Here is a 15,809-nt window from a genome sequence, read left to right as displayed (position 1 = left end):
TTACTCATGAAAAAGATCTTCTTATTGCTACTTTCTTTTGTAGCGTTCTTACAGAGTTGTACCAACCAAAAAAGTGAAATTTCTAAAGCTAAAACCAATGAACTTATGGGAAAAACAATATATGATTTCAAAGTAGAAAGCCTTGATGGCAAAGAGATCAATTTTGCAGACTTTAAAGGGAAAAAGATCCTGATTGTAAATACGGCTTCGGAATGTGGATTTACCCCACAATATGCGGATCTGGAAAAAGTTTATGAAGAATATAAAGATAAATTGGTAGTAGTGGGTTTTCCTGCCAACAACTTTGGAGGTCAGGAACCGGGAACCAATACCGAGATCGGTGCGTTTTGCCAGAAAAATTATGGGGTAACTTTTCCATTGGCTGCTAAAGTTTCTGTAAAAGGGGATGATACAGCACCTATTTTTAAATATCTGACAGAAAAAGAACTAAACGGAGTTAAGAATACTACGATCCTTTGGAACTTCACTAAATTCCTGATCGATGAAAACGGTAAATTAGTAGATAGCTTTGTAAGCACTACGAAGCCAACTGATCAGGCGATTACAAAATATTTTAAGTAAACAAAAAAAAGTATATTTTTACAAAGTGGGTGTTTTCACCCACTTTTTTTATATGGTTAAATAAATAAAAACGTAACTCATGAAAAAGATCATTTTTGCGCTTTGCATTCTAATTTCTTTTATATTAGGATTTGCTTTTAAATCTGCTACTGATGGCAGTGAGGACCGTCTTAAAAGAGTAACAGGGATTGGTGGAATTTTTTTTAAATGTAAAGATCCTAAGAAAATGAGAGAATGGTATAGCGATCACCTGGGGCTTCACACCAATGAATATGGAGCGGTATTTGAGTGGTACCAGGGGACTGATAACTCTAAAAAAGGATTTAGCCAGTGGAGTCCTTTCAGTGAAAAAACAAAATATTTTCAACCGTCAGAAAAAGACTTCATGATCAATTATAGGGTAGAACATCTTGATAAACTGGTTGAAGAGTTAAAAAAAGAAAATGTAACCATCGTGGATAAGATCGAAAGTTATGAATATGGAAAGTTTGTACACATCATGGATATAGAAGGAAACAAAATCGAACTCTGGGAGCCTAATGATGTTGAATATGAAAAATTAGGGAAAAGTATGAACAGTAAAACGACGAAGTAAAAGTCTGAGCTTCGGCTCAGACCAAAAAATATAAGTTTATCACCTCAAATTATTATCTTCCTCTAACCTCTAACCTCTAACCTCTAACCTCTAACCTCTAACTTCTAATCTCTAATTTCTAACCTTTCATTCATTCGTTTTCTCCGCAAAACAAAATATATTTCCCAGTTTTATACTGGAATACCCATAGCTTTTGATTTTAGAAGAATTGATCATGGCTTTGGCTAAAATATGAGTTGGCAATGGCTTCTGGCTTTCCAAAAGTCCGATTTTGTTGGCAAATTTTATAATTCGGCTTCCGAGAACTTCTCCCGTTCTGTCGGAATCCTTTCTTTCCAGCATGCCAGGTTTAAAGATGGTTATTTTATTAAAATGCAGTTGCTTAACAGCTTCTTCAAGTTCGCCTTTCATTTTGGAGTAGAAAATTTTGGATTTAGGATTTGCCCCGTATGCAGAAACAAGAATGTAGTCATCCACATTGTTTTCCTTCGCAGCTTTTGCAAATTCATACTGATAGCCGAAATCTACTTTTCTCTGGGCTTCTTTACTTCCAGCTGTTTTCAAAGTGGTTCCCAGGCACGAAAAAGCAACATCACCTTTTACTGCTTTTTTCCATTCTTCCGGTGCATCAAAGTTTACGATGTGAACGTTTAATTTATCACTCCTGATATTAAGAGGTTTTCTGACAAATACATCAACTTCATCGAATTCCTTATCGTTAAGTAATTGATTGACTAAATCTTTACCGGTAGCACCTGTAGCGCCAATTACCAAAGCTTTCATAATAAATGTGATTAGTGATGATGTTGTGAACTTTTCTTTCCTACCTAAATTTACTAAATTTGAAATTAATAATAAAGATTAAAAGATTAAAAGATTAAAAGATTAAAAGATTAAAAGATTAAAAGATTAAAAGATTAAAAGATTAAAAGAACTTGATAAACACTAATTTTGCACTTTCAACTATCAACTATCAACTATTAAACTCTCATTTTCATCTTTTAACTAATAACCCATTAAAACAATCAGCTATTAAAAATGGATGCCAACGAAATATTGGATTACTGTCTTGCAAAAAAAGGAGTCACCGAAACTTTTCCTTTTGACAATGAAACGCTTGTGATGAAAGTAGGAACGAAAATGTTTTTATTAATGGGACTGGAAAGACAGCCTTTAGCAATCAACGTAAAGACCGATCCTGAATGGAGTGCCGAACTTCGGGAGCAATATCCACAGATCACCGGTGCTTATCACATGAATAAGACCCATTGGAATTCAGTTTCTTTGGATGGTTTAAAAAGAGATCTTATTTTTAAAATGATTGATCACTCCTATGATCTTGTTTTCTCTTCATTAACGAAAAAATATCAAAATACCATTAATAATTTATAAACTAACTATGAGGAAAGTACTAATTTCCGCTATCTACTTTTTATCAGTCAGTGCCTTTGCACAAACTCAGGAAGAGACTAAAACATGGAATCTTTTATTGAATAATAAAAGAGAGGAGGCCAGAAATTTTTATGATAAAAATTTAAAAGACAAAAAGCTAAATGGTTTTGAATCTTTATTTTTAGATGCTTTAATAGATGAGGAATTGGGGGAAATGTCTTTTGATGAAACATTTATTAAAAATTTCGTTAATTTCAAACTGGATGAAGCCTATTTGTATCCTATTTTCAAAAGAAGATTTGTATTGGGAGATAATGAAAGATCAGGATTGGACGATAATTCTTATAAGAAAATAGATTTTTTAGCTCAAAATGAAACCTATGCAAATACAGTTACTATTTTAGAATATAAAGCGACCCTGGACAGGATAAGAAATAACTACAAATCCGCCGATGAAGCTTTAGCAAGAATAGGCAGGATCGATAAATGGCAGTATGCAGGTGTTTTTGAAAATCTTAACGGAAGCGGTTTGTACAACGAATATGATCCGGAATCTTATGCGAAAAATGATAAACTTTTCAATGCTAATAGCTTTGGAAATGTAGGGTGGTATAATAAGAAACTTCCATCAAATGATGGATTTGAGTTTTTTATTAACGAAATAGAGTATGGAAGAGGAATTATGTATGCCCAAAGTTTTGTAGAAAATCCTACAGAAAGGAAAATTTTGCTTGAAGTAGATACAAACACTGAATTCAGACTGTTTTTAAATGATTCTGAAATACTATCAAGTACAAATGACGGATATACAAACCTAGGAGCACATCTGGTAGAAGTAAATCTACCTAAAGGAATGAATAGAATTATGTTAAAATTTGACATGAAGAACTCTAAGAATGCCTTTATGGTGGTGCCTTTTGATCTGAATTTTAATAAAATTTCTGACCTTAAATATTTTGATACTTTTAAGGATTATCAGAAAACCCCACTTAATCAGTTACAAGCTAAAGAAGTTCCTTTGAAATTTGAAAAAGCTTTAAAAGAAAAGCTTAGACAAACTCCAAATAGTTTTTTTTATAAATATTTATTAGCCTCAGCCTATCTTAGTAATTTTCAAAATGAACAAGCGAAAGAGTTGATTGATGAATTGTTGAAATCTTACCCTAAGTCTTCTCTTATTCAATCTCTGTTTACAATCTATTATACGAATGTAGAAGATGATAAAAAAGTCAATGAAGTTTTTAAAAATATTGAGCTAAATGATCCTGAATACTATATAGTACCGATGATCAAAATGGTAGAAAGCGAAAAGTTTGAGAGTATGTCTATCGAGGAACTTGAAAAGTACAGGAACATTTTATATAAAACAAAAGCAAAACCATTAGGCGAATTTTTTGATGTTGTAATTGCAATGAGAAATCGTGATGTTGTTAAAGCAAAAATGCATATTGCAAACCTTAAAAAATATTTTGCCAATAATGAGAAGTTTTTTACAGTTTTTACAACATTAGAAGATTTTGATAAAAAGGATCAAAGCTCGACCATTAAAAAACTTGAAGAAGTATATGAAAAGAAGAATAGTAATGATGTAATGTCAACTTTATATTCTTACTATGAAAAAGCAAATAGGGTAGAAGATCAGAAGAAAATTTTAAAGAAATATATTGAACTGTATCCTACGGTAAATTCTTTCAGATCACAATATTTAGGCATTTTAGACGGAGATTACCAGAATCCTGAATATGCTACTGAATTAGAAAATGCTTTAGAAAACTTTCCTTATTCTTATTCAATCTTAGCTACAAAAGCAGATTATTTGGCAAAATTAAATAAAAAACAGGACGCTATAAAATTTGCAAAACTTTCCCTTTCTCATAATACGCAAAATGAACAAATGCATAAGTTGTTAAGGGATCTTGATAAAACCCAGGATGAAATTACACAAGTATCTAAAAAGGAATTGTACCAACTTATCAGTGAACGCAGAAATAAGGGGATAAAAGGAAAAAAGGGAGTTACAACACTTTTGGATGAGTACATTGTAAATGTATTTGCAGAAGGGGGACTCAAAAAAAGAAGTACATATGTTTATGAAATTACTTCAGAAAAGGGAATTGAAGAATTGAAAGAGTATTATGTTGATTATGATGATGATGTAATAAAATCTGAAATTATTAAGCAAAATGGAAGTATAATTCCGGGAGAAAAATCCGCAGATGAGATTGTATTTACAAATTTATCAGTAGGAGACGTAATTCTTATTCAAAAAGAAAGCTTGGAAAGAAATGGAGGACGATTCTCTAAAGATTTTAACCTAAGTTCTTATTTTGATTCTGAATACCCTGTGGTAGAATCTATTTTTACTGTTATTACTCCTGAAAGTCTAAATTATCAGGTAAAAAGCAATAATAAAGAAGTAACGTCTACGAAGAAGAAAATTGGGGATAAATTATTCCAGACATGGAAATTAGATAATCTTCCCGAAGTAGATCTGGAAGAGTATTATGGTCCAAGTTTCTATGATTCGACTATTTCGGTAACAGTGAATTCAATTAAAACATGGCAGGAAATAGCCAAATGGTATGCTGATCTGATCCAAAAAAGTGTTGTTTCAGACAAAGTTGTTGAGAGATCTTTTAAAGAAATTTTTCCTGCAGGAACTTCAGGAATGAATGATATGGTAAAGGCTGAGAAAATCTATAACTATATTGAAAAAAACATAAGTTATAGTTCAGTCGACTTCCGTCAAAGTGGGTATATCCCTCAAAAACCATCTAAAACACTTTCTACTAAATTAGGAGATTGTAAAGATCTTTCTACTTTGTTTTTGATTTTAGGAAATCAGGCAGGATTGAAGTCAAACCTTGTATTGGTTCAAACTAATGACAACTCCTCTCAGCGTCTCTTATTGCCCAATCTTAGTTTTAATCACTGTATAGTAAAAGTTAATCTTGACGGAAAAGAAACTTTTCTCGAAATGACAGGAAAATATTTACCTTTTAACTCTGCAGTTAAACTTAATTATAATGCAAAAGCTCTTGTTATTGATAAATCGAATACATCCACAGATCTGATCAGTTTATCGAGCGATAATAATGTTAAAAGTGTTTTTAGAACAGTTAGTGACGTTACCATTAATGGAGACAATCAGAACTTTTCTACAAAACAGTATGTATTGGGAGAAACGAAAAGTTATTTTAATGAATTTTTTCAAGATGATCAAACAGATGATTACAGGAAGAAAAGTATGGAGGAACAATACGGTTCTGTGCTTGATAAGATCATTAATGTAACAACTGTGAAGTTGATTGATGGAAAAGACCTAACATCAAAACCTCTTAGTTTTGAAGTACAATTTAGTATTAATGATAAACCTCAGTCTGTGGGAAGTTTAAAGATTATGAAGATTCCTTTTGTGACAAAACCATTTACAAAGGAAGTTGTAGCAACAGAAAACAGAAATACAGATATTCAATATACCAAATATGAAAAACATAACGAATATGTAGAAGAAGTGTATCTCAATATTCCGGAAAGTATGAAGTTCATTGAAATTCCGGAAAATAAAACACTGACTTATAATAATTTTAAGTATTCGATTAATTATGAATTACAAAAAAATAACAAATTGAAAATTACCCGGACAGCCAATACACCTTGGGATAATATTAAAAAAGAACAGTATCCGGAATTTAAAAAATTTGTTGAAGATTCAGTAAATACGGAAAATCAAATTTTAGGATATAAATAAATCAAAAAGAAAGCTTACAAATTTTGTAAGCTTTTATTATTTTTTAAAATCAAATTCTTCAGTAAGTCTTTTATCTTCATCCAATCTTTCGATCAATTTTTCAAGACCTTCGAATTTGATTTCATCATGAAGAAAATCCCTGAATTTTACAGTGATCTCCTGATCGTAGATGTCCTCGTTGAAATTTAGGATATACACTTCAACCGTTAGTGCGTCGCCGTTTACAGTAGGATTGGTTCCTATACTGAGCATTCCTTTATATGGCTGTCCTTTAATATAAACTTCAACAATATATGCTCCTTTTTTAGGCAATAACTTAATAGATTCGGTACTGATATTAGCGGTAGGATAGCCAATAGTTCTTCCTATTTTCTTACCATGAACTACTTTTCCTGAAACAGAGTAGGAGTAGCCAAGCATTTCATTAGCTTCTACAATATTTCCCGCTAAGAGAGCATTTCTGATTTTGGTAGAACTGATATTATTTTCGTGGATATTGATGGCTTCCATTTGTTCCACTTCAAAATCCAATTCTTTAGACAGTTTTTGGAGAAGTTCAAAATTTCCGCTTTTATTTTTTCCAAAAGAGTGGTCGTATCCTATAATAAGGTATTTTACATTCAATTTATCTATAAGGATCTGGCGAACAAAATCTTCTCCTGTAAGATTTCTGAATTCTTCATCAAATTCTTTTAAAAACAAATTATTGATCCCATATTTATCAACCAACAATTTTTTTTCTTCCAGGGTATTTAAAAGTTTTAAATCTTCATTGGGATTAAAAACAAATCTTGGATGTGGCCAAAAAGTAAGGATCGCAGTTTCCAACTGGTTTTCTGCCCCTATTTTTTTTAGTTCATCAATAATGCATTTATGTCCCAAATGTACCCCGTCGAACATTCCTAAAGACAGTGCTAAAGGCTTTTGCGCGGAATAGTCATTAAAATTCTTGAAAACTTTCAAAACGGAAAAAATTTGACTGCAAATATAAAACCTTTAAAATTATCTATTATTATATAGTAAGAGTTATTTTCAATGAACAATTTCGATAATTTGCTGTCTGAGAATTGTTGTCAATTTTAATTTTTGTGAATGAATAACAGTATAAATTATCAATTATTAAATTTTAATCAGTCTGTTTGAGATTTTTAACAGTGAATTTTGTACCTGAATTTTGATTTCCGATTCTGTTCATCTGATCAGAAAAGCATGATAAAAATCTTTTTTTTACCAATTGTGGGTTTATGAAGAATCATTATATTTGCACCAAGAAAAAATTTAGCAATGGCAAACCAAATTAAAGGAAAAATTTCTCAAATTATTGGTCCGGTAATCGACGTAGTTTTTAATAATGTGGAAGCAGTTCCAAGTATTTATGACGCGTTAGAAATTACTAAAGGAAACGGTGAAAAAGTAGTCTTAGAAGTAGAACAACATATTGGTGAAGATACGGTAAGATGTATCGCAATGGATGCTACAGATGGTCTTACAAGAGGTCAGGAAGTAATCGGATATGGAAATCCTATTACAATGCCGATTGGTGAGGCTGTAAACGGAAGACTATTCAACGTTGTTGGTGATGCTATCGACGGGCTTCAGAATATCTCTAAAGAAAATGGATTACCTATCCACAGAGAAGCTCCGAAATTTGATCAGTTGTCAACTTCTGCAGAAGTTTTATTTACAGGTATTAAAGTAATCGACTTAGTTGAGCCTTATGCAAAAGGAGGTAAAATTGGATTGTTCGGTGGTGCCGGTGTTGGTAAAACAGTATTGATCCAGGAGTTGATTAATAATATTGCAAAAGGACACGGAGGTCTTTCAGTTTTTGCCGGAGTAGGTGAAAGAACGAGAGAAGGAAATGACCTTTTGAGAGAGATGTTGGAATCAGGAATTATCAAATATGGTGATGATTTCATGCACTCTATGGAAAATGGTGGTTGGGATCTTTCTAAAGTAGATTTAGAAGCGATGAAAGATTCAAAAGCTGCATTCGTTTTCGGACAGATGAACGAGCCACCAGGTGCAAGAGCGAGAGTAGCCCTTTCTGGTCTTACATTAGCTGAGTACTATAGAGATGGAGGAGAAAGCGGACAAGGTAGAGACGTTCTATTCTTCGTAGATAATATCTTCCGTTTTACACAAGCTGGTTCAGAGGTATCTGCACTTCTTGGACGTATGCCATCTGCGGTAGGTTACCAGCCAACGCTTGCTTCTGAGATGGGAGCGATGCAGGAAAGAATTACATCTACTAAAAACGGATCTATTACTTCAGTACAGGCAGTATATGTACCTGCGGATGACTTAACTGACCCGGCTCCTGCAACTACATTTGCTCACTTGGATGCAACTACAGTACTAGATAGAAAAATTGCTTCTTTAGGTATCTATCCTGCGGTAGATCCATTGGCTTCTACTTCAAGAATCCTTGCACCGGAAGTTATCGGAGAAGAACATTATAACTGTGCTCAGAGAGTAAAAGAAATTCTTCAGAGATACAAAGCTCTTCAGGATATCATTGCGATCCTTGGTATGGAAGAACTTTCTGAAGAAGATAAATCTGTTGTTTACCGTGCAAGAAAAGTTCAGAGATTCTTGTCTCAGCCTTTCCACGTTGCTGAACAGTTTACAGGTATCCCTGGTTCATTGGTAGATATTAAAGACACCATCAAAGGATTCAACATGATTATGGATGGAGAACTTGATCATTTACCAGAAGCCGCTTTCAACTTGAAGGGGACTATTGAAGAAGCTATCGCAGCAGGACAAAAAATGTTAGCTGATAACGCTTAATAAGTTAGACATGAGATATCAGATACTAGACATGAGACTTTAAAGGTTGTCTGAAATCTGAGATCTGAAATCTTTTAATCTAAATTAAAATGAATATAAAAATTTTAACACCAGAATACGTAGTTTTTGAAGGCGAGGTAAACTCTGTTTTACTTCCGGGAAAAAATGGTAAATTTCACATCATGAAAAACCACGCAGGAATCGTTTCTTCATTAATTAATGGTAAAGTAAAGCTGTTTGTGAATTCTGTCGATGAAGCTTATGCCAAGAACCTTACCAGAGAGAATGAAAAAGATTCTGTTTTTTCTTATTCTATCAAAAGCGGTGTTGTAGAATTTAATCATAATAAAGGAATTATCCTTTGTGAGTAATTAAATGAAAAGCTAAATATATTTTCAAGAAAGTGTAACTTTGGTTACACTTTTTTTTATGTAATGTAAATCTGATTTTATGAGGAGTATGATCATGTTGTTTATGATGATGGGAATTGTATTAAACGCCCAGAATTTTAAAACCAAAAGGGGTATTATAAGTCTTGATGGAGTACATGTTGCTAAAATTTCAAATAAATCAAGTGAGTACACTTTTATGGACCTGAAGGAGACGCCTATTTATACAATAGAATTTGTTGATAAAAGCGTCGTGGATTCTGTAAGAGACAGTTACATAAAATTGAACAGGGTATACAACAGGGATAAGACCATTGAGTTGGATTACAGCTCTCCTTCAGCCTTTTCCGGTGAAGAAAGATCTGCAGTATATACTTGTATAAAAGACCTCAAGATCATTGATAACAAAGGCATTAATGTTAAGAATTTAGATGAGCTTTTTCAAAATACACCCAAAAGAAAGCTTGATACTAAAACCAAGGATGCTTATTCCATACGGAGTAAAATTGACAAGATGAAAATTGAAGTCAACAATGTAGGGGAAATTCTCAGCAATGGTGTCCCGGTCGGATATTTTACGAATTTGCCGGTAAGCTTCGGATCTGATGATAAGATTGCCGAGAAAACATTTGTAGATATTGAAATCTATGATGCTAAGAGCAAATATATTGGCAAATACATTACCACTACCAAGCAGATCAAAACAGCTGGTGGAAAAAGTTTTACATTGTACAGGGAAATGTCCGGAAGGGCTTCAATTTTAAAATTTCCGACCTATAAAGCTATTGCAGAACGGATGGCAATTTTAGATCCGAATTTTATTAAAATTCAGGAAAAGGTTGTTGTAGGACAGGTCGTAAAAGATGGTGTAGAGAAATAAAAGTTTAGTGTTTAATAATTTAATTGTCTATGGAATGCCGGGTTTGATTCATTTATAAAAATCAATCAAAATTTGGATCAGCTAAAGATCCCGGTAGACTTCTCAATTAGAAACTACAAACTTAAAATGACACCATTATCTTTAAGTTGCTGTATAGGTTTTGAAAACCAGAACAGTTCAAAATCCTCGAAGTTCTCTTCAAACTGAATTTTAAGCTGTTGCAGGGTTGTCTTTTTTGCATTTTCAATGGCGTTTTCCGCAAGCACTTTCATGAGCCATTCTGCTTTTGGCTGCTCCAGATCTATTTTTACGATATTTGTTTTTAAATGGAATGTCAGTTGCGTATATGCCCACGAATTTTGTTTCTTTGTTTTTATGTAATTCTCGGCAACAACATTTCTGTCCATAAAAATAACCTTTGAGTTTCCTTTAAAAACAAAATGATCTTCTTCTAAAAGGCAATCGTGGATATAATCGGGGTGAATGGTTGTTTTGGGAATTTTAAAATCAAACCAATCCTGTAATGGGATATCAAAATTGATTCCGTGCATATAATTGAAAAGCGATTTTTTTAATCCGAAACTGAATTTACTATGGTCAATTCCTGTTTTATCTGTAAAATCAATATCGTTATTGGCAAATAAAATTTCCTGTTTAATAGGAGTAACGCCAAATTCTTCAGGATGTAAACCCACCGGAGAATGAGCCGTCATGGCAAACTGATGCCAGAATCCACTTTGCAGAATTCCCATTTCAAAGAGCTGCCGTACCATTTCCAGTGAATCAATTGTTTCCTGTACAGTTTGGGTAGGGTAGCCGTACATAAGGTAGGCATGGATCATTATACCGGCTTCAGTGAAATTTCTTGTAACCTGAGCCACCTGATCAACGGAAATCCCTTTATCAATCAATTTTAAAAGACGGTCACTGGCTACTTCCAGTCCTCCTGAAACAGCAACACAACCCGAAAGCTTCAGTAAAAAACAAAGATCTCGGGTAAAACTCTTTTCAAAACGGATATTGGTCCACCAGGTCACCACGAGATTCCTGCGCAAAATTTCCAGCGCAACTTCTCTCATTAAAGCAGGTGGGGCAGCTTCATCCACAAAATGAAAACCGGTTTCTCCAGTTTCTTTAATAAGCTCCTCCATCCTGTCGACCAGGATTTTTGCAGAAACAGGTTCGTAGATTCTTATGTAATCCAGCGAAATATCACAAAAAGTACATTTTCCCCAATAGCATCCATGAGCCATTGTAAGCTTGTTCCATCTTCCGTCGCTCCACAGACTGTGCATTGGGTTGGCAATTTCAATGACTGAAATATATTGATCGAGTAAAAGATCTTTATATTCCGGTGTTCCGACCTGTGCCTGTTTATAGTCGTGTCGTTTAGAGTTATTCTTATAAGTTACCGTATGGTTCTCAATGAGGAAAGTTCTTTTAAATTCGGCTTCTTCAGTTGGGTTATTTAGATGGTTATAAAGAAGCTCAATTGGGAGTTCGCCATCATCTAAAGTAATAAAATCGAAGAATTCGAAAACCCTGGGATCTTTTATTTCTCTTAATTCCGTGTTTGGAAAGCCACCACCCATCGCTGTTTTAATGTTTGGGAAATTTTTCTTGATGTATTGGGCGCATCGAAAAGCGGAGTACAAATTCCCCGGAAAGGGGATAGAGAAACAGACAAGTTTGGGTTGTACGGTCTGTAGCTTTTCCGCTAAAATTTCTAATGTGATATCATCAATAAATGTTTGCCGGTCTGATAATTTGGAATATAGCTCGTCAAAAGAATTGGCACTTTTCCCCAGGCGTTCTGCATACCGGCTGAAACCAAAATCGGAATCTATATTTTCAACAATATAATCAGATAGATCCTCCAAATACAATGTGGCCAAGTGTTTTGCTTTATCCTGAAGCCCCATGTTTCCGAAAGCAAATTCCATATCATCCAGCTGATTGAACCGGGAAGCTTCCGGTAAAAAATTCATGCTACAGATCTGGCGGGCCAAAGTGGCATTTTTACCTTGCAGGAAATGAATGACCTGATCAATGGTTTTTATATATTCATCCCTTAGAGCGAAAATCCTTTGGGTATTTTCTGACAACTTTTCAAGATCAATTTTCCTGGAAAAAATGTTCTGAAGACCCTCTTTTGAAAAAAGTTCCAAAATAACTTCAATCCCCAAATCGATCTGATAGCTGGTAATATTTTTGGTATTTAAAAAACCTTTAATATAAGCCGTGGCAGGATAAGGAGTATTAAGTTGGGTAAAAGGCGGAGTAATCAGAAGAAGATCTTTCAATAGGAATTTTTTTGCAAAATTATCACATCTATATCATACAAAAAAATTAATGGCCTGTAAAAGATGAATTGAACTTATTTTTGTAAGCCGAATTTAGCAATGGTAGAATTTATTTTCTTTATCCATTCATTAGGTTTGGTAGAATAACCTGTGGAAGCAATAGCTTTAACCCAATCGTTACTGTTGTTATTATCTTTTAACCGGGTATAAATTTTCTTTTTGGAAAGCATACGGCAAAAAGCTTCATAGCTTTCGCGAACGGTACTAAAGCTTTTAAATTTAGAATTATTCACATCGTTCTTTCCCAAAATACCAAAGTGATTATTAAGGGTTTTGCTAGCCTTGCTGGTTCCGGCTCCAGACTCCACAATAGCTATCGCGAGTATGATCGAGCTTGGAATCCCGTATTGTTTTGAGAGATCTGCTGCAATATCTTTATGGTTATCTATATAAGAATGCTGGGCATTAGCTGTTGTAAAGAAAAGCGTAAGAAACAGGCCGATAATTGCTGTTTTAATATTTCTGGAATTTCTAATATACATCTATTTTGATATCAATCTATTACATAAAATAATGACTTTTAAAAAATTAAAAGACAGATATTTACCACTCATTCAGAAGTGGATTATAGATAAAAAGGCCATTGTATTTCAAATGGCCTTTTGTATTGTTTTAAATTTCTTTAAACTGAACGTTGTTCTCCTTCAGATAATTATCAGCTTGCTCCTTATAATGACCACCCACCAGTTTATCGTGAATAGCTTCAAAGGCAGCTAATGTTTCATTGATCTCAGCATCTGTATGAGACGCCGTTGGAATCAATCTTAGTAATATCATTCCTTTAGGAATTACCGGGTAAACAACTACAGATGTGAAAATTCCGTAAATTTCTCTTAAATCTTTAACCAAAAGAGTTGCTTCTACCGGTGTTCCCTGCATCATTACTGGCGTTACACAAGTATTACTGTCTCCAATGTTGAAACCTCTTTCTTTAAGACCGTTTTGCAGTTTATAGGTATTTTCCCAAAGTTTAGCTTTAATTTCAGGTCTTGTTCTTAAAAGCTCTAATCTTTTAAGCCCTCCGATAACCATTGGCATCGTCAGGGATTTTGCAAAGATTTGTGATCTTAAGTTGAATTTTAAGTATCGGATGATTTCTTTATCTCCGGCAATGAAAGCTCCGAAACCGGCCATTGACTTAGCGAAAGTAGAGAAATATACATCGATTTTATCCTGACATCCTTGTTCTTCACCAGCTCCGGCTCCTGTTTTTCCAAGAGTTCCGAATCCATGAGCGTCATCTACAAGAAGTCTGAAGTTATATTTTGATTTCAGGTCACAGATTTCCTTAAGCTTCCCCTGCTGACCTCTCATTCCGAAAACCCCTTCTGTAATTACCAGAATACCACCACCGGTTTCTTCAGCTACTTTTGTTGCTCTCTGAAGGTTTTTTTCAAGACTTTCGATATCATTGTGTCTATAGGTAAATCTTTTTCCGGAGTGAAGTCTTACCCCATCTACGATACATGCATGTGAATCTACATCATATACGATTACATCATTTCTGCTAACCAAAGCGTCAATGGTAGAAACCATTCCCTGGTAACCGAAATTTAATAAATAAGCAGATTCTTTCTGAACAAAATCAGCAAGCTCCCTTTCCAGTTGTAAATGCTGTTCTGTTTCCCCGGACATTGCTCTTGCTCCCATTGGATAAAACATCCCGTATTCAGCAGCGGCTTTTGCATCGGCTTCCAAAACTTCAGGATGATTACATAATCCTAAATAATCGTTAGCACTCCAGAAAATGACTTCTCTTCCCTGAAACTGCATTCTAGGTCCGATTGGCCCTTCAAGTCTCGGGAAAATAAAATAGCCTTCTCCATAATCTGCAAATTGTCCAAGAGGTCCTGGATTTTCTTTTATTCTTTCAAAAATATCCAACATTTTATAAGTGATTTTATTTAATTAAAAAAAGCCTTTTGTGATCTACAAAAAAGGCTTGATTTGTATGGTAATTATTTCTATTTGATGAATTCTGTCTTGAAAACTTCATCGTAGTTGTGAACACAATTGTTTACAAAACCTTGTTCCGCCATCCATTTGTCGCTGTATACCTTGGTAATGTATCTTGATCCATGATCAGGATAAATTAATACAACCAGGTCATCTTTTGAAAATTCGTTAGATTGGGCATATTGTATAAGCGCCTGGGTAACAGCTCCGGTCGTATAACCTCCCATGATCGCCTCTTTCAGAGCTATTTCACGGGTTCTGTAGGCAGACATTTCATCATTCACTCTTACAAACTGGTCGACTTTATCAAAAAGTAAGGCGGCAGGAATAAGATTTTTTCCCATTCCTTCAATCTGATAGGGGTGAACATCTTCTTTATGGATTTCTCCGGTTTCATGATAACTTTTCAGAATAGATCCGTCTGCATCTACTCCTATTATTTTGATATTCGGATTCTTTTCCTTTAAAAATTTTGCTGACCCGGATAAAGTTCCCCCGGTTCCTGTACATGCAAAAAGATGTGTGATTTTTCCTTCTGTCTGCTCCCATATTTCCGGTCCGGTAGTCTGGTAATGGGCATCAATATTCAACTCATTAAAGTATTGGTTGATATAAACAGAATTAGGTGTTTCAGAAGCCACTCTTTTGGCAACCTCATAATAGGATCGGGGATCATTCGCAGGTACGTTAGCAGGGCAAACATACACTACCGCTCCAAGAGCTTTAAGATAGGCAATCTTTTCAGGTTTTGTTTTGTCACTTACAGCAAGAATGCATTTATACCCTTTGATAATGCAAACCATTGCAAGAGAGAATCCTGTATTCCCTGAGGTGGTCTCTACAATTACAGAATCTTCTTTTAATAAACCTTTTTTCTCAGCGTTTTCTATAATGTGAAGTGCGATTCTATCTTTAGTGGAATGTCCAGGATTATATGATTCTAACTTGGCATAAACAGTTGCAGGAATATCTTTCGTTACAGTATTTAGCTTCACCATAGGAGTGTTTCCTATTAGGCCAAGGATATTATCGTAAACATTACTCATTATTTGCTATTTTTCAATAAAAATCTGAGGGCAAAAATACAAAAAAATAAATAATTTCTAAA

General features: G+C 34.3%; 13 protein-coding genes. 7 read left to right on the top strand and 6 right to left on the bottom strand.

The window, feature by feature from the left end; translation table 11 throughout:
- Positions 1-6: 6 nt before the first annotated feature.
- Together MTQ00_RS06265 and MTQ00_RS06260 are read left to right on the top strand one after the other, a co-directional pair.
- Positions 7-582: a glutathione peroxidase gene (locus MTQ00_RS06265; protein WP_172278374.1), complete on the top strand. Its 576-nt coding sequence runs from the start codon at positions 7-9 to the stop codon at positions 580-582.
- 79 nt (positions 583-661) lie between these two features.
- Positions 662-1,177, top strand: a complete 516-nt coding sequence (locus tag MTQ00_RS06260) for a VOC family protein (RefSeq protein ID WP_306612490.1) — start codon at positions 662-664, stop codon at positions 1,175-1,177.
- Positions 1,178-1,303: 126 nt separating this feature from the next.
- On the opposite strand, the gene MTQ00_RS06255 is transcribed toward MTQ00_RS06260, so the two are convergent.
- Positions 1,304-1,960: an NAD(P)H-binding protein gene (locus MTQ00_RS06255; RefSeq protein ID WP_273648155.1), complete on the bottom strand. Its 657-nt coding sequence runs from the start codon at positions 1,958-1,960 to the stop codon at positions 1,304-1,306.
- 255 nt (positions 1,961-2,215) lie between these two features.
- Here MTQ00_RS06255 and MTQ00_RS06250 point away from each other — a divergent pair, with 255 nt between their 5' ends.
- Both MTQ00_RS06250 and MTQ00_RS06245 read left to right on the top strand, forming a co-directional pair.
- Positions 2,216-2,569, top strand: a complete 354-nt coding sequence (locus MTQ00_RS06250) for an MmcQ/YjbR family DNA-binding protein (protein WP_273648154.1) — start codon at positions 2,216-2,218, stop codon at positions 2,567-2,569.
- 7 nt (positions 2,570-2,576) lie between these two features.
- Positions 2,577-6,320: a DUF3857 domain-containing protein gene (locus tag MTQ00_RS06245; RefSeq protein ID WP_273648153.1), complete on the top strand. Its 3,744-nt coding sequence runs from the start codon at positions 2,577-2,579 to the stop codon at positions 6,318-6,320.
- Between the two features lie 36 nt (positions 6,321-6,356).
- On the opposite strand, the gene MTQ00_RS06240 is transcribed toward MTQ00_RS06245, so the two are convergent.
- Positions 6,357-7,283: a bifunctional riboflavin kinase/FAD synthetase gene (locus MTQ00_RS06240; protein WP_273648152.1), complete on the bottom strand. Its 927-nt coding sequence runs from the start codon at positions 7,281-7,283 to the stop codon at positions 6,357-6,359.
- Between the two features lie 321 nt (positions 7,284-7,604).
- Here MTQ00_RS06240 and atpD point away from each other — a divergent pair, with 321 nt between their 5' ends.
- The 3 genes from atpD (at position 7,605) to MTQ00_RS06225 (ending at position 10,382) form a co-directional block, all read left to right on the top strand.
- Positions 7,605-9,113 (top strand): F0F1 ATP synthase subunit beta, encoded by a 1,509-nt coding sequence (gene atpD / locus MTQ00_RS06235; RefSeq protein WP_172278364.1) that lies wholly within the window; start codon positions 7,605-7,607, stop codon positions 9,111-9,113.
- A gap of 89 nt (positions 9,114-9,202) precedes the next feature.
- Complete coding sequence (locus MTQ00_RS06230; protein WP_273648151.1) at positions 9,203-9,484, top strand: FoF1 ATP synthase subunit delta/epsilon; 282 nt, start codon at positions 9,203-9,205, stop codon at positions 9,482-9,484.
- Positions 9,485-9,563: 79 nt separating this feature from the next.
- Positions 9,564-10,382 (top strand): hypothetical protein, encoded by an 819-nt coding sequence (locus MTQ00_RS06225; RefSeq protein ID WP_273648150.1) that lies wholly within the window; start codon positions 9,564-9,566, stop codon positions 10,380-10,382.
- 113 nt (positions 10,383-10,495) lie between these two features.
- Here MTQ00_RS06225 and MTQ00_RS06220 read toward each other — a convergent pair whose 3' ends face one another.
- The 4 genes from MTQ00_RS06220 to MTQ00_RS06205 form a co-directional block, all read right to left on the bottom strand.
- A complete protein-coding gene (locus MTQ00_RS06220; RefSeq protein WP_273648149.1) occupies positions 10,496-12,685 on the bottom strand; it encodes a B12-binding domain-containing radical SAM protein in 2,190 nt (729 codons plus the stop codon).
- Between the two features lie 74 nt (positions 12,686-12,759).
- Entirely contained in the window at positions 12,760-13,227 is a 468-nt protein-coding gene (locus MTQ00_RS06215; protein WP_273648148.1) for a glucosaminidase domain-containing protein, read from the bottom strand.
- A gap of 130 nt (positions 13,228-13,357) precedes the next feature.
- Complete coding sequence (locus MTQ00_RS06210; protein ID WP_172279656.1) at positions 13,358-14,629, bottom strand: aminotransferase class I/II-fold pyridoxal phosphate-dependent enzyme; 1,272 nt, start codon at positions 14,627-14,629, stop codon at positions 13,358-13,360.
- A gap of 80 nt (positions 14,630-14,709) precedes the next feature.
- Complete coding sequence (locus MTQ00_RS06205) at positions 14,710-15,747, bottom strand: PLP-dependent cysteine synthase family protein (protein WP_273648147.1); 1,038 nt, start codon at positions 15,745-15,747, stop codon at positions 14,710-14,712.
- Positions 15,748-15,809 lie beyond the last annotated feature (62 nt).

This window comes from Chryseobacterium sp. B21-037 (assembly GCF_028570785.1).
GTDB classification, from domain to species: domain Bacteria; phylum Bacteroidota; class Bacteroidia; order Flavobacteriales; family Weeksellaceae; genus Chryseobacterium; species Chryseobacterium proteolyticum.
The sequence above is the reverse complement of the archived record's forward strand: the minus strand, read 5'-3'. Positions and strand labels throughout refer to the sequence as shown.